This is a genomic window from Acinetobacter sp. 802_lipA (assembly GCF_058242885.1).
Map to the genome: position 1 here is coordinate 94,434 of NZ_JBZAYP010000002.1, position 21,969 is coordinate 116,402.

Consider the following 21,969-nt stretch of genomic DNA (forward strand, 5'->3'; position numbering starts at 1 on the left):
AGTCTCCGACAAACCCGGTACGGTTCAAAATCTGTAAATAACTCATCACTGTCTAGTGATGTGGTGTAGTCGTTTGTGTGTTGTATATATCACATCACTAGCCTATCTGAAAAATTAAAAAACAGGCTATGTTTATGTTATCTAATGTCCGAGAACAGTGGTTCTCTAACATCCGTGGGGATGTACTTGCCGGATTAGTCGTCGGTCTTGCACTCATCCCTGAAGCCATCGCATTTTCAATTATTGCAGGTGTAGATCCTAAAGTTGGTCTATACGCATCCTTCTGTATTGCCGTCGTGATTTCTTTCGTAGGTGGTCGTCCTGCCATGATTTCAGCAGCCACTGGTGCAATGGCGCTGCTTATGGTCACATTGGTCAAAGAGCATGGGCTTGAATATCTGCTGGCAGCAACAATTTTGACAGGCGTGATTCAAATATTGGCAGGCTATTTAAAGCTCGCCAAGTTAATGCGGTTTGTATCTAAATCTGTGGTTATTGGATTCGTAAATGCGTTAGCGATCTTAATTTTCATGGCTCAATTGCCTGAACTGATTAATGTGACCTGGCATGTATATGCTTTTGTTGCTTTAGGTTTAGCAATTATTTATCTATTCCCTCTGGTTCCCAAATTAGGAAAATTACTCCCTTCTCCACTAGTCTGCATCATTGCAATCACATTATTGGCAATCGCTTTAGGAATTGATGTACGGACCGTGGGCGATATGGGGTCTTTACCTGACACACTTCCAATGTTCTTGATTCCAGATATTCCTTTGAATATTGAAACATTGATGATTATTTTGCCTTATTCAGTCGCACTGGCGGCTGTAGGTTTACTTGAATCGATGATGACAGCAACTATCGTGGATGAAATGACTGATACGCCAAGTGATAAATATCAGGAATGTAAGGGACAAGGGATTGCGAATATTGCTTCTGGCTTTATGGGTGGCATGGCTGGTTGTGCAATGATTGGTCAATCTATGATTAACGTAAAATCAGGTGGCCTTACACGCTTATCAACATTCTCTGCGGGCATTTTTCTTCTTATTCTGGTTGTATTTATCAGCGACTGGCTCAAAGTGATTCCAATGGCTGCATTGGTAGCGGTAATGATAATGGTCTCTATCAGTACCTTTGAATGGAGTTCTGTCACTCAGTTAAAAGATAATCCTAAGAGCAGTAATATCGTCATGATTGCGACGGTGATTGTAGTTGTTGCTACGCATAACCTGGCTTTGGGTGTGTTAACAGGCGTATTACTTTCAGCCTTGTTCCTGGCGAATAAACTTGAAAATGATATCCAGGTGACAGCATCTTTTGAAGGAATGGCCCGTTTATATGAGTTGAGAGGTCAGATCTTCTTTAGTTCTTCTGAAAAATTCATGCAAGGTTTTGACTTTAAAGAGGATGTAAAGGATGTGATTATTGATTTGACCCATTCTCACATTTGGGATGTAACATCAGTCGCCATGCTTGATTCTGTTGTAAAAAAATTTCAAAAGAATGGTGTGAATGTCACTGTGCGTGGCTTAAATGAAGCCAGCTCTATCATGATTGATAAGTATGGAACACATGCCAGAATCTAAGCGCAGGAGATTTTACGTTTATGTAGAATCTCTAAAATTAACATAATACACCTTATGCGAAATCAAAAAAGGGAGCTGTAAGCTCCCTTTTTTACTAATTTTTTTCAATTTTTAGATGTCAATCTAGGCTTCAATAAATTAAGCACCTAAACGCATTAATTTCTCTTGAATCGCATCGCTTACAAAAGCATTAAGAGAATTATCACTTGATGCTAAAACAGCTTTACGGTGTAACTCAGGACTAATACGGACATTAAATGTACCTTTGAATGGCTGATCGGGTTTTTTACCTAATTCAGCACAAGACTCTAAATATCCATCGACAGATTCCTGAAAAGCTTGTTCAAGAGTTTTTAATGTTTCTGCTTCATAAGTGATGAGATCACGGATAAATGCAAGCTTTCCAAATAACTCACCTGTTTCAAGATCAGGTTCAATTGTACCTAGATAACCTTTGTATTTTAAATAGCTCATAAAAATCCCTCCTGCTTGAGTGCCTGTTTTACAGATTTCAAAGCCCCACCTTTGATTTCATTTTCAGGGTGTGGCCTGTGCAGTAAAATCATGTGTTCAGTTTTCGTATTAAAAAAACGGACACGAGAGCCTGCCATTTCAAATTTTTCATAGCCGAGCTGATTCAGTAAAACGACTAAATCTTTATACGGAAATGTATTTTTTGAATTTCCAAATTTTTCCAGTAACTTTTCCGTTTTACCCATACTTCAGCCCTACTGCTATTGCAACTAAGTATAGTTACTTTTAAATAATAATTGCAACTATATTTAGTTGCAATTTCGTATAACAGCCCTTATGTTAAATCAGGTTTAAAACTTAATATCATGTGAATTAAAGTAGGTCGGATCAAACTCTATCTCTCCTATTTCATCCTCGATAATTTGCATGTAATCGTCATATCTTGGATGTTTGGGGTCTTGTAATGCATCTAAAATATCAAGATATCCAAAAATTCCTCCAATATCTTCAAATGGAGCATGATTTTGACCATCTATACAACATGGATATTTTTTATTTAAATCAGGAGATTGTCTGCTTTCTACAGTAATCAAATGTTCCCAACAATCGCCAAAATCATATGTATATATAATTTTTTTACCTACACGTAGAACTTCTTTCAATTTTTGTCTTTTATTGATCTTTTCATGCTTAATAGTCGTGAATTCATGTAAATGGCTATCTTCCCAATCAAAAGCAGATTGAATTGCCTTATGGAGCCTAGATAAAGTAGCTGCCGATGAAATTTGAATAGTTCTCCAGATTTCAGGATCACTACCTAGCAGACTAATTTTTAATTGAAAAACTTCATCAGAAGATTTGAGCTTTACAGTTCCCATAACAGCCTAGTTCTCAAAAAATAGTTTTAGTAAATCTAAAATTAACATAATACACCTTATGCGAAGTCAAAATGTTAAAACCCATTTAAAGTGTCTATATTCTCACCAATAAAAATGTCTAGTTTATGATGGTTTTTATCATCATGGACTGGATATAAATATAGATGCTAATCACTATGTCTAATAAAGAAATTCAACGTCTTGCAGTCCTGCAAGACGTTCGAGATCATCGTATTACCCAAGTCCGTGCTGCTGAAATTCTGAACCTATCAACTCGTCAAATTACCCGACTATTGCAGAAGCTCAATCAAGATGGTGTTTCAGCTATGGCCCATGCTAGTCGTGGTCAAGCTGGTCATCATCGCCATGATGAATTGGTCAAATCACAATGTCTTTCCATTATTTCTGAACATCTGCTGGGCTTTGGTCCCACCTTAGCGCATGAGAAGCTCAGCAGTATGTTTAACCTGACTATCCCAGTAGAAACGATTCGGCGTTGGATGACGGCTAATGAGCTATGGATTCCACGCTCCAAACGCCTGAAACGTCCATATCAACCGCGCTATAACCGTGATTGTCTCGGTGAGTTGATTCAAATTGATGGCTCATATCATGACTGGTTTGAAGGTCGGGCTGCTAAATGCTGCTTGCTGGTTTATATCGATGATGCGACGGGCAAGCTGTTACATCTGCGCTTCTGTCAGGCTGAAACGACCTTTGACTATATGCTTTCAACCCGAGCCTATATTGAACAATACGGCAAGCCTTTGGCCTTTTATAGCGACAAACATTCAGTATTTAGGGTGAATCAAAGTAGTACACAACAAACGAAGGTGACTCAGTTTGGTCGAATTCTGAATGAGTTAAATATTGATATTATCTTCGCCAACTCCCCACAGGCCAAGGGTCGCGTAGAACGCGCCAATAGAACGCTTCAGGATCGTCTGATTAAAGAGATGCGCCTTGAAGGTATCAATAGCATTGCAGAAGCCAATACATGGCTGCCCTGCTTTATTGAGCAGTTCAATCAGAAGTTTGCCAAGTGTGCGAGAAATCCGAAGAATTTACATAGGCCCTTAACGGAATCTAATCTTGAACTAGATGATATTTTTACCTGGCAAGAACCACGTAAAGTGACGAAGAGCCTAACGATTAGCTATGACAAATGTATTTACCTACTTGAGCCGACAGAATTAAATCAAACGCTCATAGGACAGCACATTGCATTCTTGGAATACCCAGATGGGACTGTGGCCATGATGCATAAGGGACGAAAGCTTAACTACAGCATCTTCAATAAACTGCTTGGATTACAACAAAATGAAGTGGTGGAGAATAAAAGATTAGGTTCAGTTCTAGCCCATATTCAGCAACAGCATGAAGAACTGGATAAGCAAAACAAACGCTCTAGATCCAAGAAAAGTATGCCGAGTCGTAAAGCTCAGAAAGCCATTATTGAACAAAGAAATTTAAATCCTGTGCTTGACTCTTGTGGTTAAAAACAGGACATTTTAAATGGTTTATCGCATAGACATTTTAATTGGTGAATAACACAAAAAATGGGAGCTAAGCTCCCATTTTTAATGCATTTTTTAAATAAGACTAGGATGTGCATCTAAAATTCGAATCAATGTAGCTGCTGGTCCAGTTGGATAGCGTCGTCCCTGTTCCCAATTTTGCAGGGTACGGGGGCTAATATGTAGACGTGCAGCAAATTCATTTTGGCTCAAGCCAGTTTTTTCACGTACTTCTTTAATATCAGGCAATTCGAGTTCTGTAACTCGGCTTGCTTTAACTTCTTTACGTTTGATAGCTCCAGCTTCTTTGATTGAAGCAACCAAGTCATCAAATAAGTTGTTATCCATGAAATTGCTCCTTCACGAGTTGGCGCAGAATGGCGGTTTCCTTATCTGTTAAATTATCTTTTACTGATTTTGGATAAGCCACTAAGAAAAAGATCTGATCATCCTCGGTGACCCAATAATAAATCACCCGTATCCCACCACTTTTCCCTTTGTTACCTTGAGCACAACGTACTTTGCGAATACCACCGCCATTCTTGATTAGGTCACCTCTATCAGGCTGTACCAAAAGATCTTGCTGAAGTTGACGATATTCCTCATCAGATACAAGGTCTTTAATTTGCTTGGTAAAGATGCTGGTTTCAATAAATAACATGGACTCTTTATACGTCAATGGCGTATTTGAATTTTAGCAGTTTCCATAACAAAAAACGAGAGCTGGTAGCTCTCTCTGTTATTCACCAATTAAAATGTCTATGCGATAAACCATTTAAAATGTCCTGTTTTTAACCACAAGAGTCAAGCACAGGATTTAAATTTCTTTGTTCAATAACAGCTTTCTGAGCTTTACGACTCGGCATACTTTTCTTGGCCCGGGAACGTTTATTCTGTTTTTCTAGTTCTTCATGCTGCTGTTGAATATGCGCCAGGACTGAACCTAACCGTTTATTCTCAACAATCTCATTTTGCTGTAGCCCAGCCAATTTATTGAAGATGCTGTAGTTGAGCTTTCGTCCCTCGTGTATGAGTGCCACAGTGCCATCCGGGTACTCCAGAAATGAAATGTATTGCCCAGCAAGCTTATGATTCAGCTCTGTCGGTTCAAGCAGATAAATACATTTGTCATACGTCAGGGTCAGATTCTTGGTGACCTTACGCGGTTCCTGCCAGGTAAAAATATCATCCAGTTCAAGATGAGATTCGGTTAATGGCCGATGCAGGTTCTTTGAGTTTCGCGCACATTTGGCGAACTTCTGATTGAACTGCTCAATAAAGCAGGGCAACCATGCATTTGCTTCTGCAATCGAACCGATTCCTTCCAGGCGCATCTCCTTGATCAGACGGTCCTGAAGGGTTCTGTTCGCTCGTTCTACGCGGCCTTTGGCCTGTGGGGAATTGGCGAAGATAATATCAATGTTTAACTCATTCAGAATCCGGCCAAATTGCGTGATCTTGCTGTCTTGGCTGGATTTCTGATTCACTCGGAATACCGAGTGTTTATCGCTATAAAAGGCCAAGGGCTTGCCGTATTGCTCAATGTAGGCTCGGGTTGAAAGCATATAGTCAAAGGTCGTTTCAGCTTCACAAAAGCGCAGATGCAACAGCTTGCCGGTAGCATCATCGATAAATACCAGCAAACAGCATTTGGTGGCTCTTCCTTCAAACCAGTCATGATATGAGCCATCAATCTGGATCAGTTCACCGAAGCAATCCCGGTTATAGCGTGGCTGGTATGGGCGTTTTAGACGTTTGGATCGAGGAATCCACAGGTCATTGGCCGTCATCCAGCGCCGAACCGTTTCTACCGGGATATTCAGGTCAAACATGCTGCTGAGCTTCTCATGCGCCAAGGTGGGTCCAAATCCAAGCAGATGTTCAGAAATAATGGAAACACATTTTGATTTTAACAAGTCGTCATGGCGACGATGACCAGGTTGACCACGACTGGCATGCGCCAGACCTGAAACACCATCTTGATTGAGCTTCTGCAATAATCGGGTAATTTGACGGGTGGAAAGATTCAGGATTTCAGCAGCACGGACCTGGGTAATACGATGATCTCGAACGTCTTGCAGAACTGCAAGACGTTGAATTTCTTTGTCAGACATAGTGATCAGCATCTATATTTTATATCCAGTCCATGGTGATAAAAATCATCATAAACCAGACATTTTTATTGGTGAGAATATAGACACTTTAAATGGGTTCTAACAAGTGTACTTCGTATAACCGCCATTATGTTAAATGGAATATAAAAAACAGTTGACATAAATACATTATGTGCAATTATATTGCACACAATGTATTTATTTAAAGGTAATCAAAATGAGTAATCTTTATTCTACCCAGGTTAAAGCAATCGGTGGACGTTCAGGAAATATTCGTAGTGAAGATGGTATCTTAGAACTAAAATTGGCTTTACCAAAAGAATTAGGTGGTAAAGGTGATGCAACGAATCCTGAGCAATTATTTGCAGCTGGCTATGCTGCATGCTTTGGAAATGCAGTGATCCATGTAACTCGTAGCAATAAAGAATATAAAATCCGTGATAACGATGTAGAAGTCCTGAGCACTGTTGGAATGGTTGCTAATGGCAATGGTGGATTTGCCTTGACAGTACACTTAGATGTCACGATTTCAGGTATTTCACAAGCTGACGCAGAGAAAATAGTGGAACAAACACATCAAGTATGTCCTTATTCAAATGCTATTCGAGGTAATATACAGGTGTCTACCACTGTCTATACCAAATAAAAAGTTATGTCCAAGAATCAGCTTTGCTTAGATGAGCAACTATGTTTTCCTATTTATGCTGCATCTAATTTAATCGTAAAAGCTTATCGCCCTTTTCTTACACCTCTCGGACTTACTTATCCTCAATATTTAGTAATGTTGGTTTTGTGGGAAAAAGACTGTGTAAGTGTGGGTGATCTTGGACAAATTTTACATCTTGATAGTGGAACATTAACCCCACTATTAAAAAGAATGGAGACATCTGGTCTAATTAATCGATCACGTGATCCTAATGATGAAAGACGAGTTCTTATTTCATTAAAAGATAAAGGGCGAGACTTATCTGCTGAAGCAGAAAAGATTCCTAAAGAGCTTACCAAGAACATTGAGTTTGCTAACTTAAATCAATTACGAGATGAATTAAAAGCATTAGTTAATCTATTATCAGAAAGAATTTGAGACCTCTTTTACATCTGGTCTAAAAGCAATCTATCAGACAAGCACAGAGGACAATGCATTAAAGTCCCTAGATATCTTGTGTGATCAATGGAATCAACAATATCCAAAAATTGGCGAATCTTGACAGGAAAATTGGGAAAATATACGAACGATCTTTAGCAATCCAGCTGAAATAGGTCATGTAATTTATACGAGGAATTCGATTGAATCGTTGAATAGCGTAATCCGCCATTCAGCTAAAAAGAGAAAGATCTTCTCTTCTAATAATTCAGTGAAAAAGGTCATTTACTTAGCTGTACTAGCTCAAACCTGAGCTGACAGTTACCCATTTTTTATTGTGCCCTATCTCAGAGCACTCAGTGCTGGACAAACCGTACATCAGACAGTTGAGCTAGTGAAAGCAGTCCGTCTACAGGATGACACAACTCCGATTGTTTTCATGACCTATTTAAATCCGATCATGCAATATGGTTTCGAGAAACTGGTTGTGCATACCGAAAATCTGATTGATGGGATCCTGATTCTGGATGCACCCTATGAATATCGGGAACAATTTAAACTGCGATTAACTGAAAAAACATGCATTTAATCGCAATGACCGCACCAACTACCCTTGTTGAGAGGGTGAAATAAATCTCGGCAAGCGCGACAGAATTTTTATATCATGTTGCGGAAAATGGCCTCACCGGAGGCAATTTGAATCTACCCAATCTTGAAAAAAAGATCGCTGATAGGTGATCTGAACAGTCTTGATCAGTTTTCACCTGCGGCTAAAGATCAAAATGATCTAGAATTTTTATAAGCCAACTGATAAAAAGACTCTACATGAGAAAGATTATTAGTTATTATTTGTTAAAGAAAATAGCACGATGAGTTCAATATGAATGCCTATGCAGAACATTCAGCCAATGTCTTAACAATTTATAACTTAAGCAAGAAATTCGGCTCACGTTTTGCTGTCAATCAAGCGACATGGTCTGCAACAAGCGGACAAATCATTTGCTTACTCGGACATTCCGGTTGTGGTAAAACAACCATGCTACGTTTGATTGCAGGTATGGAAACCCCAACGAGTGGCTCGATTCAGCTTGAACACAACGTTTTATGGAATGAAGAACAACATATCCCTGCAGAAGCCCGCAATATTGGTCTGGTTTTTCAGGACTATGCACTTTTTCCGCACCTGAGTGTGCTGGAAAATGTGATGTTTGGACTTAAAAAGTTCCCTAAAAAGCAGCGACAGGAAATTGCTGAACAAGCCTTAAAACATGTATCCATGCATCATCACATGCACAGTTATCCATACACCTTATCGGGTGGTGAACAACAGCGTGTTGCTCTGGCGCGTGCGTTGGCACCTAAACCTCACGTGTTACTGATGGATGAACCTTTTTCTAATCTGGACCACCGCCTACGTGATCAGATCCGCCAAAGTACCATTGATCTTTTAATACAGACAGCGACTACGACGGTGATTGTCACGCATGATCCGGAAGAGGCTTTGCAGATTGCGGACCAGATTATCCTGATGCATCAAGGGCAAATTATTCAGATCGGGACACCTAAGCAACTCTATTTGCAGCCGTCTACTCTGTTTGCGGCACGTTATTTTTCTGCTTTGAATGAAATACCGGCCCAGCGTCTGGATCAGCAAATTAAAACAATTTTTGGTCAGGTCACAGTACCTAAAAATTTGGCAGATACTAAAGAATCGATTTCCTGCTGTTTCCGTCCACATCAAGTACAGGTGAGCCGAGAACCCGTCACAGATGCAGTCACAGCGAAAGTCCTTTCATCCAGCTTTATGGGGCATGCCTATCAGTTACGTCTGCAGCTTGCCTCTGATTCAACCATCATATTGGTGCAAGTTGACCATCAGCAGCATTTTTCTGCCAATCAACAGGTCTATGTGTCAGTCGATTTAGCAGCATGTTTTTTCTTTGCATCCAGTGACGACACAAGCATTGCCATCACATCTCAGCTTGAACAAGCCGTTCAGGTTTAAACTCTGTTAAGGAAATAAGAAATGAAACCACTCTCGAAAGTTTATCTTCTTTTAACTGGTCTGGTTGCCTTCAGTGGTAGTTGGGTACATGCAGCGGAAGTCAACCTATACACCACGCGCGAACCTGTTTTAATGCAGCCTTTGTTAAAAGAGTTTAGCCAAAAAACCGGCGTGAAAGTCAATACGGTTTTTATCAAGGACGGGTTACTGGAACGGGTTAAAGCTGAAGGCCGACGCTCCCCTGCAGATGTGATGCTCACTGTCGATTTTGGCAATCTGGTGGATCTGGTTGAAAGTGGTTTGACGCAGCGCGTAGACTCCAAAATCTTGAACAAGTCCATTCCGGGTAATTTACGTGCCGCAAATGGCCACTGGTATGCCTTATCGATGCGTGCACGTGCCGTGTATGTGTCCAAAGACCGTGTTCCTCTCAGCGCGATCAGCTATGAAGATTTGGCTAACCCAAAATGGAAAGGTAAGATCTGTATTCGTTCCGGCAGCCATCCTTACAACACCGGTTTAATTGCGGCCTATATTGCCCATCATGGCGAGAAAGAAGCTGAAACATGGTTACGCGGTGTCAAAGCCAATCTGGCACGTCCTGCAAGCGGTGGTGATCGTGATGTCGCCCGCGATATTCTCGGCAAGATTTGTGACATTGGGGTAGCAAATACCTATTATGTCGGCACCATGCGCACAGGCGATGCTGAGCAACAACGTTGGGGCAATGCCATTAATGTAGTCTTACCACGCTTTAAAAATGGCGGAACACACGTCAATGTTTCAGGTGCAGTCGTCTCGAAATATGCACCTAACCGTAAAGAAGGGGTACAACTGCTTGAGTTTTTAGCCTCAGACCATGCTCAGGCGATCTATGCGAAAAGCGACTTTGAATATCCAGTGAAACCTGGAGTTAAAATTGATCCGATTATTGCAAGCTTTGGCAAACTCAAGGTGGATTCTATTCGTTTAAGTGACATTGCCCGACACCGTAAAACCGCCAATCTGTTAGTTGACAAAGTACAGTTTAACCACTAAGTCTCGTTCGACTTACAGGGAGCAATTTACGCTTCCTGTAAGATCGACTTTGTTTCCACCTCTTATCACAGCTAAATCTTCAATGCCCAACAAGAAATTTGCATTTCGTCCGTTATTTTCGCTCAGTGGACTATTGACGCTGCTCGCCTGCTTACCCGTCCTGGCTTTAGTCTGGACAGCCCTGCAAGGTAATAGTGAGATTTGGCAACATCTGATCCGCTATGTTATTCCGCCAACACTGGTCGAAACATCCGTACTTTTACTAGGTGTTGGTGTATTGACTATCCTGATTGGCACAGGCAGTGCCTGGATTGTCACAGCCTATCAGTTTCGTGGTCGAGCATTTCTGGACTGGGCACTGCTCTTACCTCTGGCCGTCCCCACTTACATTATTGCCTATAGCTATATCGACATTCTGCATCCCATTGGTCCGGTTCAAAGCCTGTTCCGAGAGGGGCTGGGATTAGACATGCAACAGTTCTGGTTCCCCAATATCCGTTCGGTATGGGGAGGAATCTTTTTATTAAGTTTTGTCCTGTATCCTTATGTCTATTTAAGCACCCGTGCCATGTTTCTCATGCAGTCAGCCAGTCTGATTGAAGTTGCACGCAGCTTGGGACTAAAGCCGAATCAGGTCTTTTTACGAGTTGCAATGCCACTCGCACGACCAGCAATTGCCGTGGGCACCAGCCTGGTGTTAATGGAAACCATTAATGACATCGGTGCAACCGAGTTTCTGGGTATTAGAACACTTACGTTATCCATTTATTCAACCTGGATCAACCAGTCTGATCTGGCCAGTGCCGCGCAGATTGCCATTTTTATGCTGATGATCATTACCTTTTTAGTGATCGTAGAAAGGTTGGGACGACGCAAACAGCGTTATATGAACTCTGCTCAACGCAGTCGCCTGATGCCCGCTCAGCCCGTTACAGGAAGCAGAGCGCTCACCTTATTCGTGCTTGGGTTGATTCCCGTTACGATCGGCTTTTTGATCCCATTTAGCCATTTGCTGGTAGAGTCTTATAAACGTATTCAATATGCGGGTTTTTCTGAATATTTATTACAAGCTTCGATCAATACCCTTACCTTGGCCAGCATCGCGACGTTTATTACTATTCTGGTAGGTTTCTTCATTGTCAGCGCTGCACGATTTAGTCGAACTACATGGTTTAGCCGAATTTCAAGTTTAGGTTATGCCATTCCGGGGACGGTACTTGCCATTGGCCTGATGCTGTCGTTAGGTGCTCTCGATCATGCCGTGGCGGATTTTTTTGAATTCCAGCTTGGCATTTCTACCGGGCTACTCTTTTTGGGGACCAGTTTTACCTTGATCTACGTCTATGCGGTGCGTTTTCTAGCGATTTCAATTGGTAGCATAGAATCCGGATATAATCGGATCCATGCGGTTCTTGATGATGCTGCATGTAATTTAGGACAGAACAAACGGGATATTTTATGGCGCGTTCATTTCCCTCTTTTACGCCCCGCGATCATCTCGGCTGCATTATTGATCTTTGTAGACTGTATGAAAGAATTACCTGCCACACTCTTATTGAGGCCACTGAATATGGAAACGCTGGCCACACAGCTCTATGCGGAAGCCTCAAGAGGCACCTATGAAGATGGCGCAATCGCAGCTTTACTGATCGTATTGGTAGGCTTGATACCGGTGATTTTACTTGCTCGTATGAGTAAAAATAGCCGATAAGAAAATATTATAATGAAATTAAAGCATCTGTAAGTATAAGAAGAACTGATTAAACGGTTCTTCTTGATCAAAAACTTAAGCATTCCACTCATCAATAAAGATGTCTGTAATCTATAAAATAAAAAATTTTCTCTAATACCATTCAATCGAAATAAGCTAATATAGTTGTATGAGTAAAATATCTGCCTATCAATTAACTGATATTGATTTCATCGCACTGTCCAAAACAGAGTCGAATCCACGCACGCGGGTTCGACTCTTAATGCTCGCCCAAATGGCAAAAGGCGTTTCTCCTCAACAGGTTGCTGAACAGTTTGGCTTTAATCCCATTACTATACGCAAGTTGCGGCGTACCTTTCAGACTCAAGGCATCAATGGCCTGTATGATCGGGAAGGTCGAGGCCGCCATAGCCCGTTGTCAATCGAGCAAAAAGAACAACTCAAAACCGAGATCGTGGCTCTCCAGCAACAACGTGGCGGTGGCCGGGTCACTGCGGTAAACATTGCCGAACTCATTCAGCAGAAATTCAACGTGGTTTACAACCCTAATAGCTTGTACAAACTGTTAAAGCAGATTGGCATGAGCTGGGTATCAGGTCGCTCTGCCCACCCAGAAAAGAACGACGCTGCTCAAGCTGAATTTAAAAAAAAATTGCCAGCAAACTCAAAGAAATCCTTCCTGCATCTGCAGATTTAGCGAAAGTTGATTTATGGTTTCAAGATGAGTCAAGAGTAGGACAGCAAGGTTCGATCAGCCGTGTTTGGCATTACCGGGGTGAACGACCACGCCTGGTTCGTCAGCAGCAATTTGAGTACAGTTATATTTATGGTGCCATTTGCCCTGCCCGAGGAGTCTGTTGTGGATTGGTTCTCCCGAGAGCAAATATCGAAGGAATGCGTCTACATTTACAGGAGATTTCAGCACAAGTTCCTGAGGGGCATCATAGCTGTTGTGATCGTTGATGGCGCTGGCTGGCATCAAACGAGTCTCAACTTGACGAATGTCAGTTTATTAAAATTACCGCCATATTCACCTGAACTGAATCCGATGGAACAGGTGTGGCAGTGGTTAAAACAACTTTATTTATCAAACCGATGCTTTAAAGATTATACCGAGATTGTTGATGCTTGCTGCATGGCTTGGAACCAGTTTGCCAAACGAACCCAACTCATCTAATCGATTGGAACTCGCAAATGGGCTGAATGTTAGGTTATTTCAATGGAGTGGTATAATAATAATCTATGATTGCTATAGCATTTATTCGAATAGCATAGTGTGATCTTAAAGATGGATGCCTTTCTTGCAGTCAGGCAATTAATAAAACAAATTTAAAAAATCAGCTTTGTACACGACAAAAAAAGATAACTCATTGAAATAATGGCATAATACTTGTTTTCTGACGACGAATATGATGACACATTTCAATGAGTTACATCTCATCTTAAACAAATATCTAAAGTGGAACAAGTCACATGCAAAATGTTTTACACTGATTATGCTTGCATTAATTGTAAAACAGACATGTAATCTTTCTTCTGCATCTAAAGCCTTACCCATCAAGTGCTTACCACAATCATTTTATCGACGTATACAACGCTTCTTTGCAGATCAGTATTTCGATTATCGTCAAATTTCTCAGTTAATTTTCAATATATTTTCATTCGATAAAGTCCAATTAACTTTGGATAGAACTAATTGGAAATGGGGAAAACGAGATATCAATATCTTGATGTTAGCCATCGTCTATCGTGGAATAGCCATACCTATTGTTTGGACATTGCTCAATAAACGTGGAAATTCAGATACAAAAGAGCGTATTGCTTTGATTCAACGCTTTATCTCTATTTTTGGTAAAGACCGTATTGTGAATGTGTTCGCAGACAGAGAATTTATCGGTGAGAAATGGTTTACATGGTTAATTGAAAATGACATTAACTTTTGTATACGTGTTAAAAAAACTTTATTGTGACCAATCACTTAGCCAAGAATCATAAAATTAGTGATTTATTTCGTCATCTTCAAGTTGGTCAAACTGAATGTCGTAAACGACGTATTTGGGTTGGTCGAGTGAAACTGTATATTAGTGCGCTACGATTAGAAGATGGAGAACTTTTACTTGTTGTTTCTCCTATGTTTAATGCTTCTGCTATTCGTGATTATGCATTACGCTGGGAAATCGAAACGTTATTTAGTTGTCTCAAAGGACGTGGATTCAATCTTGAAAATACTCGTTTAACAGACCCTAGACGAGTCAAGAAATTGATAGCAGTGCTAGCTATCGGTTTCTGTTGGTGCTATTTAACAGGTGAATGGCAACATGATCGGAAAAAAGCGATAAAAATAAAGAAGCATGGACGACTTTCAGTAAGTTTATTTCGCTACGGTTTGGACTATGTTCAAATGGCTATTCTACGTTTGATTGGTTTTGGAAAAAAAGAAGAATTTAAGAAAGTGCTAGCAATTTTAAGAAAGAAAAAGCCTGATAGGACAAGGGTCCTATGAAATTTGTCGTGTACAGAGAAAATCAGAATAAATTTTAGAAAAACAATCGATTTTATTAAGATTCATTTCTTATAAAAGATAATCATTTTTAAAATATAAGTGATAATTGTTATTATTTGTGTTGCAATTTACTTGTTTTGTAAGTTAATTTATCTGCCAATCGATTGCCACCCCGATCTTTTAAATAGAGGTAAACATGGAAAAACGTTGCTTTTTGAAAAATCCAATCGTCATGAGCGGATTATTATTCAGTAGTTTTATACCTAATTTATATGCAGCCCCTGAGCAAGAACAAAAAAGTATGGTGTTGCCTATGATTCAGGTGATTGGCTCACAGGAGGACGCTGTTTCGAAGATTCCGGGGGCAGCGGTGATAGTAGACCAAGAGCAAATTAAACAAGTTATTCCGACATCTACAGAAGATATCTTAAAACGTGTTTCCGGTGTCTATGTGAAACCTGAGGAAGAGTCTGCTGTAGTTGCCAATATTGGTATGCGAGGTATCAGTTCAGCTGATTATAAAACTTTAATTTTAGAAGATGGTGTGCCTGTAGCTCCTGGTCTATTTGTTGGAAATGGTCGTTATTACAATCCACGTGTACAGCGCATGGATAGTATTGAAGTGATGAAAGGTTCTTCAGCTTTGCGTTATGGTCCACTGAACATTGGAGGGGTGATCAATTACCAGACTAAGCAACCGAAAGATGGTGCTCTGGTTGATGTATCGGTTGGCTCTTGGGATACGTATAAAACAACAGTTGAATTAGGAGGAAGTTCTCCAAACAAAGACAGTAAGGTTGGGGCAATTTTAAGCTGGGCAAAAAGTGACGGTTTCATGGACAAGGGCTATGAAATGAAAGATGCTGTCATTAAGGCGGGCACAGCAATTGGTGATAATCAATGGTTAGGTGTGAAATTCACCCATTATGAGAATGATGCCAACATCTCTTATCGCGGGCAGTTCCTGGGCGAATATCAAAATGAGAAAGAGAGCAACCCTGCACCAGATGACTGGTTCTTAACAGAACGTAATTCTTTCGATGTTAATCACCGCTGGAATATAAATGATGATATGGAACTGCAAACATTATTTTATTGGAGTGAAATGAATCGTGATTACTGGCGTTATGATGTTGACGGAGCTGCATCAAAAGCTGCAGGTCAGTGGATATATAAAGATACATTGAATGGCAATAATCGTGCATTTGAACGTATCGGTGCTGAAACCCGCTTAGTGACCAAACATACTTTATTCAATATTTCAAGTGAGGCAGAAGTTGGCTTACGCCTGATGAATGAAAAAATGGATGATGTCACCATTAAAGCCACTCGTGCAACGCCACGTACAGGCACGATCGATAAGGATGTTAAAGATTCTGCTAAAAGTGTCGCTTTCTATGCTCAAAACCGTTTAGATATTACCGACCAGCTGTCGGTGACACCGGGGGTTCGTATTGAACATTATGAGCAGCAACGTGAAGATAAGAAAAAGAGTGAGTTGGTTAAGACCTCAAATACGGAAGTGATGCCTGGACTTGGTATGACATTCCAGTTAGATCCAGCTGTACAGTTGTATGGTAGTGTCTATAAAGCATTTTCCCCAGCATTGAATGGTGACTCTCTCAGTGGCTTGCAAGACCAAAAATTGGATGCGGAAACTGCCGTGAGTTGGGAATTTGGTTTAAGAGGTCAACAAGATGCTTTGAGCTATGAAATGACTGCTTTCCGTATGGACTTTGATAATCAGATTATTCCAGCGAACAGTAATTCTGACTTTCAAAGTACAAATGGCGGTAAAACCTATAACCAAGGCCTAGAAGGCGCGGTTAATCTAGAATTGGACAACGGATTTGATGTATTCGCCAATCTGACTTGGGTAATAGATGCTCAGTTCAAGGGCGACCGTTATAATAAAAATGGTACGCTTAAATCAAGAGATGGCGATCGTGTTCCGTATACACCAGAGTGGATAGCAAACCTAGGTTTAGGTTATACCTATGCAGGTTTACGTACGCAGTTAAGCGCGAATTATACGGGTTCACAATTTACCGATGAATTGAATACAAAACCAATTGTAGAAAACACATCTGGTTTTTTCACGGGCAAAATCAATGGCTATACGACAGTTGATTTGACTACGCGTTATACGCTTAATGATCAAGTTGAATTCTATGGTGCCGTGAAAAACTTGGCGGACAAACGTTATATTGCAAGCTTGCGTCAGGGAATTTATGTAGGTCCAGAACGTTCGCTTGAAGCCGGCGTTCGTTATCGCTTCTAAATCATTCTTTCTTTTCTAAAATCGGTAGGTCATATTTATGGATTTTTAAAAATATGACCTATCATCAACGAGATTGAATATATAAAGTAATTGTAATAGCCCCCGATTTGTAGATACCTTTTGGTCCATCTAGTGACTAATTAATTTTTTTTAAATACCGATAAACTGCTTGTCGACTAATATCAAATGCTTTTGCCAGATCAACTTTGGATGAATACATCCCTTCATCCCAGGCTTGTTGTAACGCTTTGGCCTGATCGGGATTCAATTTATGGACACGACCTTTATATTTGCCCTGAGCTGCTGCGAGCCTGATACCTTCTTTCTGACGTTCTAAGATAATTTCTCGCTCAAATTGAGCAAAAGCTCCCATGAGCTGTAACATCAGATTATCCATCGGAGTGGCCTGAGCTGTGAAGGTAATATTTTCGGCACTGTTGCAAATAGGCTGACATGATAAGCTAAATATCTTATTTATTTCGAGATACAGCAGATGAATCCCTTCCACGGTCGGCACTTTCAAGGTGAAATCATTCTTTGGGCTGTTCGTTGGTATTGTAAATATGGCATCAGCTATCGTGAACTTCAAGAAATGCTCGCTGAACGAGGCATAAATGTGGATCACAGTACAATTTATCGTTGGGTTCAGCGTTATGCTCCAGAAATGGAAAAACGGTTACGCTGGTATTGGCGTAATCCTACAGATTTACATTCATGGCATATGGATGAGACTTATATCAAAGTGAAGGGGCGATGGACTTACCTGTATCGTGCAGTTGATCAACGGGGTCATACGATTGACTTTTACCTTTCCGCTAGACGGAACAGTAAATCAGCCTATAGTTTTCTAGGAAAGATCTTCAATACGGTGAAAAAATGGCAAATTCCACGGGTCATCAATACAGATAAAGCAGCGACCTATGGCCATGCTTTATCACGATTAAAGCGAGAAGGAAAATGTCCAGTAGATATTGAGCACAGGCAGATTAAGTATAAAAATAATGTCATTGAATGTGATCATGGTAAGTTAAAGCGAATCATCAGGGCCACATTAGGATTCAAATCTATGAAGACTGCTTATGCCACAATTAAAGGTATTGAAGTCATGCGTGCACTACGTAAAGGACAAGCATCGTCATTTTATTATGGTCAGCCTCAGGGTGAAGTGTGTCTAATCAACAGGGTTTTCGGTCTCTAAGCACTTTTTAAAGGGAACATCATCGACTCAAATCACTATTTGCAACAGTGCCAAATTTCAGGCAGCACACTCATACATTTAAGCGTCGGTTTAAGCTGGTAGTTTACTCGCCAAAACATCTACTTTTTCAATAGACGGTGGCTCTGAAAATAGCTCATCGGCCTGAGCCATCAAAGCAGCTGCAACCTTGCCAGATAGATGTGCTTGGCGACCCGCCTCATCAGGAAATGCATCAAATATACCAAATGTTGTAGGTCCAAGACGTAGGCCAAACCACGCAACTGTCGCAGGTTCTTCCATTACAATATGTAAACCGGCTTTAAGGAAAGCTTCCACTTCGTCTTCTTTACCCGGTTTAGCTTCAAGGCGGACATATAAAGCTGTTTTAAGCATGACTAAAACTCCACAATTGACTAGAATTAAAACTGATTCTGACATTGCTAATGTATGCATGTCAGAAAGTTTTGTTGTATAAAAGTTAAAAAAAAATCCCATAGCTGAGCCAAAATCTGTTTTTTTATTCCGACATAATGCTATGAATTTATTCAAGTTAATATCATTAACATTTGAATCAAAAAATTAAGATATGAGATGGTTAAATTCAATCTTAGTTATATAAGGATCAATTGACTCTACCTTAGATTTATAAGCTGACCTCTTCATCTGAAAATTATATTGCTCAAGAAGCATTCAAGAACAACATGTACATCCTCATATCTATCAAAGTTATTTAGCTAGGAGTTTGCTGTGAAACTCTATATGTTTCTCTATAAAGCTCGCAATGAAGTAATAGCTATGGTCATACCCTTCTCTTAGGTTAAGTGTAAGAGGATATTCTTGTTCCAAACACATATCACTAAGAAGCTTAGGCCTTAACTGTTCTTCAAGAAAATCATCAGCTGTTCCCTGATCGACTAAAATAGGTATATGAACTTCAGCGTTTTTGATTAATTCAATCGCATCATAGCTTTTCCATAAAGTTTCGGTTTCACCTAGGTAATGTGTGAAAGCCTTTTTCCCCCAAGGTACTTGGCTAGGTGCAACAATCGGTGCAAAAGCAGAAATACTTTTATACAGCTCAGGATTTTTTAACCCAATTACTAATGCACCATGACCACCCATGCTATGACCCATAATACTTTGGACTTGATTGGTCGGAAAATTTAGGTCAATCAGATTTCTGAGCTCTTCCACAATATAATCATACATTTTGAAATGCTGTGACCAAGGTGCTTGTGTTGCATTCACATAGAATCCTGCACCTTGGCCTAAATCATAATCTGCATGATCTGGTACATCTTCTCCACGTGGGCTGGTATCTGGTGCAACAATAATGACTTTATGTTCAGCCGCATACTTTTGTGCTCCGGCTTTAGTAATAAAGTTCTGTTCGTTGCAAGTCAGTCCTGATAACCAATATAAAACTGGCAACCGCTCATCTTTGTCATGAGGTGGCAGATATATTGAGAATTTCATTGAACAGTTTAATGCTATTGACTGATGGCGATACACTTCTTGCGATCCACCAAAAGAAGCATGTTTCTCAATTATTTCCATAATCAATTACCTATGTTGAGCAAGACTTCATGAGAAATCGAGTAAACAAAGAGTCCGACATTCTCCACAGAGAATAGTGATAAAGATTTAAAATGTAGGCAGGTTGATTGAACCTATACACGATGCCTACACAGATAGATCTGTTTTACAGATGATGTGCCGTTTTGGAGAATTCCATGCATGTCATTCATGATGCACATGCATGGAAAAGTATAAGGTCTGACGGAATTATTCGTAATGAATTACAGTACGAATTGACTTACCTTCATGCATTAGATCAAAGGCTTCATTGATCTGATCCAAGCCCATCGTATGTGTCACAAATGGTTCTAATTGAATTTTACCGTTCATGGCATCTTCAACCATTCCTGGAAGTTGCGTACGACCTTTTACGCCACCAAAGGCAGAACCTAGCCATTTACGACCAGTAACAAGCTGGAATGGACGGGTAGAGATTTCCTGACCTGCGCCAGCTACACCAATAATTACGGATTGTCCCCAGCCACGGTGTGCACTTTCAAGGGCTGCACGCATTACATTCACGTTACCAATACATTCAAATGAATGATCTACACCCCAGCCAGTCATTTCGACAATGACTTGCTGGATTGGTTTGTCGTAGTCTTTAGGGTTCAAGAAGTCCGTTGCACCAAACTCTTTTGCCAGCGCAAATTTATCTGGATTCATGTCAACTACAATAATACGCCCTGCTTTAGCTTGACGTGCGGCTTGTACGACTGCCAGACCAATACCACCTAAACCAAAGACCGCAACACTATCACCTTCTTGTACTTTAGCCGTGTTGTGTACTGCACCGATACCCGTTGTGACACCACAACCCAGTAAGCAGACATGTTCGTGATTGGCTTCAGGATTGATTTTAGCCAATGATACTTCTGCCACTACAGTGTATTCACTGAACGTTGAGCAGCCCATATAGTGATAAATCGGTTGACCATTGTAGGAAAAACGAGTGGTACCATCTGGCATTACACCTCTACCTTGAGTTTCGCGAACGGAAATACACAAGTTCGATTTTCCAGATTTACAGAATACGCACTCGCCACATTCAGCAGTGTAAAGTGGAATTACGTGATCACCTGGTTTGACGCTAGTCACGCCTTCACCAACCTCAACTACAACACCAGCACCTTCATGCCCGAGAATAGCAGGAAAAACACCTTCAGGATCATCGCCAGATAAAGTAAATGCGTCTGTATGACACACACCGGTATGGGAGATCTTGATTAATACTTCACCTTTCTTCGGTGGTGCAACATCAACTTCAACAATTTGAAGAGGTTGACCAGGACCAAACGCAACAGCAGCACGTGACTTCATGGAATAATTCCTTATACAGATCTATTTTAAATATGATTTTAGAATCTTGGCGATTTCAGCCAATTCTTCTTTTCGTTGTTGTTCTGTAGTTTCACCTGATACTAAAGTGTCCTTTAAATGAACCTCCAACATTTCATTCATTAAACCATTAATAGCACCACGCACAGAGCATATTTGTTGCAGAATTGCACCACATTCCACATTGTCTTCTAACGCTTTTTCAATCGCTTGCGTCTGACCTTTGATCTTTCTGACGCGTAGAAGAATCTTTTTTTTGTCTTCAACCTGATTAGGCATCAGACCTCCTTACTTGCTAGCATTAATACTATAGTACCCCATAGTATAAAAAAAGCAATATTTTTTATAAATCGAAAATCAAAAAGACCTTTAGCGAAAATTTTCTATCCCTGTTTTTAGTTTTTTTTTAAATTAACATCGTAGAGCTGATGCTAAAGTCACAAAGAATGGGACTTTCAGCTCCCATTTTTTTATTTTGGCTCATGTTCTTTGTGATGCTGTGACCTTTTAGAATTATGTTTCAAATTTTAGCCACTTTGTAGATATTTTGAACGTTTCAAGCCTTGAAAATACTACCGACAGTTTAGATTAAACTGCCTTTACAGACTGTACTAGAATATTTTTAGTGAGCGGATGATATTTATTATTCATTATTTAGGAA

23 protein-coding genes and 2 pseudogenes are annotated in these 21,969 nt (G+C 40.3%); 14 read left to right on the forward strand and 11 right to left on the reverse strand.

The window, feature by feature from the left end; genetic code table 11:
* Window positions 1-134: 134 nt before the first annotated feature.
* The gene (locus AC4CU3_RS18165) at window positions 135-1,589 is read left to right on the forward strand and encodes a SulP family inorganic anion transporter (protein WP_004762546.1); all 1,455 of its coding nucleotides are present in this window, start codon (window positions 135-137) and stop codon (window positions 1,587-1,589) included.
* 138 nt (window positions 1,590-1,727) lie between these two features.
* Here AC4CU3_RS18165 and AC4CU3_RS18170 read toward each other — a convergent pair whose 3' ends face one another.
* The 3 genes from AC4CU3_RS18170 to AC4CU3_RS18180 form a co-directional block, all read right to left on the reverse strand.
* Window positions 1,728-2,063: a type II toxin-antitoxin system HicB family antitoxin gene (locus AC4CU3_RS18170; RefSeq protein WP_035270373.1), complete on the reverse strand. Its 336-nt coding sequence runs from the start codon at window positions 2,061-2,063 to the stop codon at window positions 1,728-1,730.
* A complete protein-coding gene (locus AC4CU3_RS18175) occupies window positions 2,060-2,308 on the reverse strand; it encodes a type II toxin-antitoxin system HicA family toxin (RefSeq protein ID WP_044425274.1) in 249 nt (82 codons plus the stop codon). The genes AC4CU3_RS18170 and AC4CU3_RS18175 overlap by 4 nt, the downstream gene beginning before the upstream one ends.
* Window positions 2,309-2,413: 105 nt before the next feature.
* The gene (locus tag AC4CU3_RS18180) at window positions 2,414-2,941 is read right to left on the reverse strand and encodes a plasmid pRiA4b ORF-3 family protein (RefSeq protein ID WP_000537572.1); all 528 of its coding nucleotides are present in this window, start codon (window positions 2,939-2,941) and stop codon (window positions 2,414-2,416) included.
* 164 nt (window positions 2,942-3,105) lie between these two features.
* Between AC4CU3_RS18180 and AC4CU3_RS18185 the strand changes: the two genes are divergently transcribed.
* The gene (locus AC4CU3_RS18185; RefSeq protein WP_279045258.1) at window positions 3,106-4,440 is read left to right on the forward strand and encodes an ISNCY family transposase; all 1,335 of its coding nucleotides are present in this window, start codon (window positions 3,106-3,108) and stop codon (window positions 4,438-4,440) included.
* Between the two features lie 93 nt (window positions 4,441-4,533).
* Here the strand turns inward: AC4CU3_RS18185 and nadS are convergent, their stop codons facing one another.
* From nadS to AC4CU3_RS18200, 3 genes are all read right to left on the reverse strand, one after another.
* The gene (nadS, locus tag AC4CU3_RS18190) at window positions 4,534-4,806 is read right to left on the reverse strand and encodes a NadS family protein (RefSeq protein ID WP_000369781.1); all 273 of its coding nucleotides are present in this window, start codon (window positions 4,804-4,806) and stop codon (window positions 4,534-4,536) included.
* Window positions 4,799-5,119, reverse strand: a complete 321-nt coding sequence (locus AC4CU3_RS18195) for a type II toxin-antitoxin system RelE/ParE family toxin (RefSeq protein ID WP_039253786.1) — start codon at window positions 5,117-5,119, stop codon at window positions 4,799-4,801. The genes nadS and AC4CU3_RS18195 overlap by 8 nt, the downstream gene beginning before the upstream one ends.
* A gap of 130 nt (window positions 5,120-5,249) precedes the next feature.
* Window positions 5,250-6,584: an ISNCY family transposase gene (locus AC4CU3_RS18200; protein WP_279045267.1), complete on the reverse strand. Its 1,335-nt coding sequence runs from the start codon at window positions 6,582-6,584 to the stop codon at window positions 5,250-5,252.
* Window positions 6,585-6,789: 205 nt separating this feature from the next.
* On the opposite strand from AC4CU3_RS18200, the gene AC4CU3_RS18205 reads away from it, so the two are divergent.
* From AC4CU3_RS18205 to AC4CU3_RS18255, 11 genes and pseudogenes are all read left to right on the forward strand, one after another.
* A complete protein-coding gene (locus AC4CU3_RS18205) occupies window positions 6,790-7,218 on the forward strand; it encodes an organic hydroperoxide resistance protein (protein WP_005401804.1) in 429 nt (142 codons plus the stop codon).
* A gap of 6 nt (window positions 7,219-7,224) precedes the next feature.
* Window positions 7,225-7,656 carry a MarR family winged helix-turn-helix transcriptional regulator gene (locus tag AC4CU3_RS18210; RefSeq protein WP_005401805.1) on the forward strand — a complete coding sequence of 144 codons (432 nt, stop codon included), beginning with the start codon at window positions 7,225-7,227 and terminating at the stop codon, window positions 7,654-7,656.
* 10 nt (window positions 7,657-7,666) lie between these two features.
* Window positions 7,667-7,951: pseudogene (locus AC4CU3_RS18215) on the forward strand (transposase); the annotation flags it as partial.
* 42 nt (window positions 7,952-7,993) lie between these two features.
* Window positions 7,994-8,245: a tryptophan synthase subunit alpha gene (locus AC4CU3_RS18220; RefSeq protein WP_005401806.1), complete on the forward strand. Its 252-nt coding sequence runs from the start codon at window positions 7,994-7,996 to the stop codon at window positions 8,243-8,245.
* Between the two features lie 291 nt (window positions 8,246-8,536).
* Window positions 8,537-9,661, forward strand: a complete 1,125-nt coding sequence (locus tag AC4CU3_RS18225; protein ID WP_005401807.1) for an ABC transporter ATP-binding protein — start codon at window positions 8,537-8,539, stop codon at window positions 9,659-9,661.
* A gap of 21 nt (window positions 9,662-9,682) precedes the next feature.
* On the forward strand, window positions 9,683-10,699 hold the full coding sequence (locus AC4CU3_RS18230) for an extracellular solute-binding protein (RefSeq protein ID WP_005401808.1): 1,017 nt from the start codon (window positions 9,683-9,685) through the stop codon (window positions 10,697-10,699).
* An 82-nt stretch (window positions 10,700-10,781) separates the two neighbouring features.
* Window positions 10,782-12,410, forward strand: a complete 1,629-nt coding sequence (locus tag AC4CU3_RS18235; RefSeq protein WP_044111963.1) for an ABC transporter permease — start codon at window positions 10,782-10,784, stop codon at window positions 12,408-12,410.
* A 169-nt stretch (window positions 12,411-12,579) separates the two neighbouring features.
* Entirely contained in the window at window positions 12,580-13,107 is a 528-nt protein-coding gene (locus AC4CU3_RS18240) for a helix-turn-helix domain-containing protein (protein ID WP_044111965.1), read from the forward strand.
* Between the two features lie 60 nt (window positions 13,108-13,167).
* Complete coding sequence (locus AC4CU3_RS18245; RefSeq protein WP_081241779.1) at window positions 13,168-13,587, forward strand: transposase; 420 nt, start codon at window positions 13,168-13,170, stop codon at window positions 13,585-13,587.
* 235 nt (window positions 13,588-13,822) lie between these two features.
* Window positions 13,823-14,913 (forward strand): IS4-like element ISAba33 family transposase gene (locus AC4CU3_RS18250; RefSeq protein WP_125625403.1). Its coding sequence is split into 2 segments (ribosomal slippage): window positions 13,823-14,363 and window positions 14,363-14,913, totalling 1,092 coding nucleotides; the frame shifts between segments, so codons are not numbered across the junction.
* A gap of 196 nt (window positions 14,914-15,109) precedes the next feature.
* Complete coding sequence (locus tag AC4CU3_RS18255; RefSeq protein WP_044111966.1) at window positions 15,110-17,194, forward strand: TonB-dependent receptor family protein; 2,085 nt, start codon at window positions 15,110-15,112, stop codon at window positions 17,192-17,194.
* Between the two features lie 136 nt (window positions 17,195-17,330).
* Here the strand turns inward: AC4CU3_RS18255 and AC4CU3_RS18260 are convergent.
* Window positions 17,331-17,624, reverse strand: a pseudogene (locus tag AC4CU3_RS18260) (recombinase family protein); the annotation flags it as partial.
* 63 nt (window positions 17,625-17,687) lie between these two features.
* Here AC4CU3_RS18260 and AC4CU3_RS18265 point away from each other — a divergent pair.
* A complete protein-coding gene (locus AC4CU3_RS18265; protein WP_001067783.1) occupies window positions 17,688-18,392 on the forward strand; it encodes an IS6-like element IS1008 family transposase in 705 nt (234 codons plus the stop codon).
* Between the two features lie 90 nt (window positions 18,393-18,482).
* Here AC4CU3_RS18265 and AC4CU3_RS18270 read toward each other — a convergent pair whose 3' ends face one another.
* From AC4CU3_RS18270 to AC4CU3_RS18285, 4 genes are all read right to left on the reverse strand, one after another.
* A complete protein-coding gene (locus tag AC4CU3_RS18270) occupies window positions 18,483-18,785 on the reverse strand; it encodes a putative quinol monooxygenase (RefSeq protein WP_004897265.1) in 303 nt (100 codons plus the stop codon).
* A 333-nt stretch (window positions 18,786-19,118) separates the two neighbouring features.
* Window positions 19,119-19,949, reverse strand: a complete 831-nt coding sequence (fghA, locus tag AC4CU3_RS18275) for an S-formylglutathione hydrolase (protein WP_004897267.1) — start codon at window positions 19,947-19,949, stop codon at window positions 19,119-19,121.
* 228 nt (window positions 19,950-20,177) lie between these two features.
* A complete protein-coding gene (locus AC4CU3_RS18280) occupies window positions 20,178-21,290 on the reverse strand; it encodes an S-(hydroxymethyl)glutathione dehydrogenase/class III alcohol dehydrogenase (protein WP_004897268.1) in 1,113 nt (370 codons plus the stop codon).
* Between the two features lie 21 nt (window positions 21,291-21,311).
* Window positions 21,312-21,587 carry a metal/formaldehyde-sensitive transcriptional repressor gene (locus AC4CU3_RS18285; RefSeq protein WP_001133624.1) on the reverse strand — a complete coding sequence of 92 codons (276 nt, stop codon included), beginning with the start codon at window positions 21,585-21,587 and terminating at the stop codon, window positions 21,312-21,314.
* Window positions 21,588-21,969 lie beyond the last annotated feature (382 nt).

Bases quoted from the DNA above. Each gene is read 5' to 3' on its own strand.
- AC4CU3_RS18265 (WP_001067783.1), top strand. From the start codon at position 17,688: ATGAATCCCTTCCACGGTCGGCACTTTCAAGGTGAAATCATTCTTTGG.
- AC4CU3_RS18195 (WP_039253786.1), bottom strand. From the start codon at position 5,119: ATGTTATTTATTGAAACCAGCATCTTTACCAAGCAAATTAAAGACCTT.
- AC4CU3_RS18165 (WP_004762546.1), top strand. From the start codon at position 135: ATGTTATCTAATGTCCGAGAACAGTGGTTCTCTAACATCCGTGGGGAT.
- AC4CU3_RS18210 (WP_005401805.1), top strand. From the start codon at position 7,225: ATGTCCAAGAATCAGCTTTGCTTAGATGAGCAACTATGTTTTCCTATT.
- AC4CU3_RS18180 (WP_000537572.1), bottom strand. From the start codon at position 2,941: ATGGGAACTGTAAAGCTCAAATCTTCTGATGAAGTTTTTCAATTAAAA.
- AC4CU3_RS18205 (WP_005401804.1), top strand. From the start codon at position 6,790: ATGAGTAATCTTTATTCTACCCAGGTTAAAGCAATCGGTGGACGTTCA.
- AC4CU3_RS18225 (WP_005401807.1), top strand. From the start codon at position 8,537: ATGAATGCCTATGCAGAACATTCAGCCAATGTCTTAACAATTTATAAC.
- AC4CU3_RS18185 (WP_279045258.1), top strand. From the start codon at position 3,106: ATGCTAATCACTATGTCTAATAAAGAAATTCAACGTCTTGCAGTCCTG.
- AC4CU3_RS18170 (WP_035270373.1), bottom strand. From the start codon at position 2,063: ATGAGCTATTTAAAATACAAAGGTTATCTAGGTACAATTGAACCTGAT.
- AC4CU3_RS18255 (WP_044111966.1), top strand. From the start codon at position 15,110: ATGGAAAAACGTTGCTTTTTGAAAAATCCAATCGTCATGAGCGGATTA.
- fghA (WP_004897267.1), bottom strand. From the start codon at position 19,949: ATGGAAATAATTGAGAAACATGCTTCTTTTGGTGGATCGCAAGAAGTG.
- nadS (WP_000369781.1), bottom strand. From the start codon at position 4,806: ATGGATAACAACTTATTTGATGACTTGGTTGCTTCAATCAAAGAAGCT.
- AC4CU3_RS18240 (WP_044111965.1), top strand. From the start codon at position 12,580: ATGAGTAAAATATCTGCCTATCAATTAACTGATATTGATTTCATCGCA.
- AC4CU3_RS18285 (WP_001133624.1), bottom strand. From the start codon at position 21,587: ATGCCTAATCAGGTTGAAGACAAAAAAAAGATTCTTCTACGCGTCAGA.
- AC4CU3_RS18280 (WP_004897268.1), bottom strand. From the start codon at position 21,290: ATGAAGTCACGTGCTGCTGTTGCGTTTGGTCCTGGTCAACCTCTTCAA.
- AC4CU3_RS18270 (WP_004897265.1), bottom strand. From the start codon at position 18,785: ATGCTTAAAACAGCTTTATATGTCCGCCTTGAAGCTAAACCGGGTAAA.
- AC4CU3_RS18230 (WP_005401808.1), top strand. From the start codon at position 9,683: ATGAAACCACTCTCGAAAGTTTATCTTCTTTTAACTGGTCTGGTTGCC.
- AC4CU3_RS18235 (WP_044111963.1), top strand. From the start codon at position 10,782: ATGCCCAACAAGAAATTTGCATTTCGTCCGTTATTTTCGCTCAGTGGA.
- AC4CU3_RS18175 (WP_044425274.1), bottom strand. From the start codon at position 2,308: ATGGGTAAAACGGAAAAGTTACTGGAAAAATTTGGAAATTCAAAAAAT.
- AC4CU3_RS18200 (WP_279045267.1), bottom strand. From the start codon at position 6,584: ATGCTGATCACTATGTCTGACAAAGAAATTCAACGTCTTGCAGTTCTG.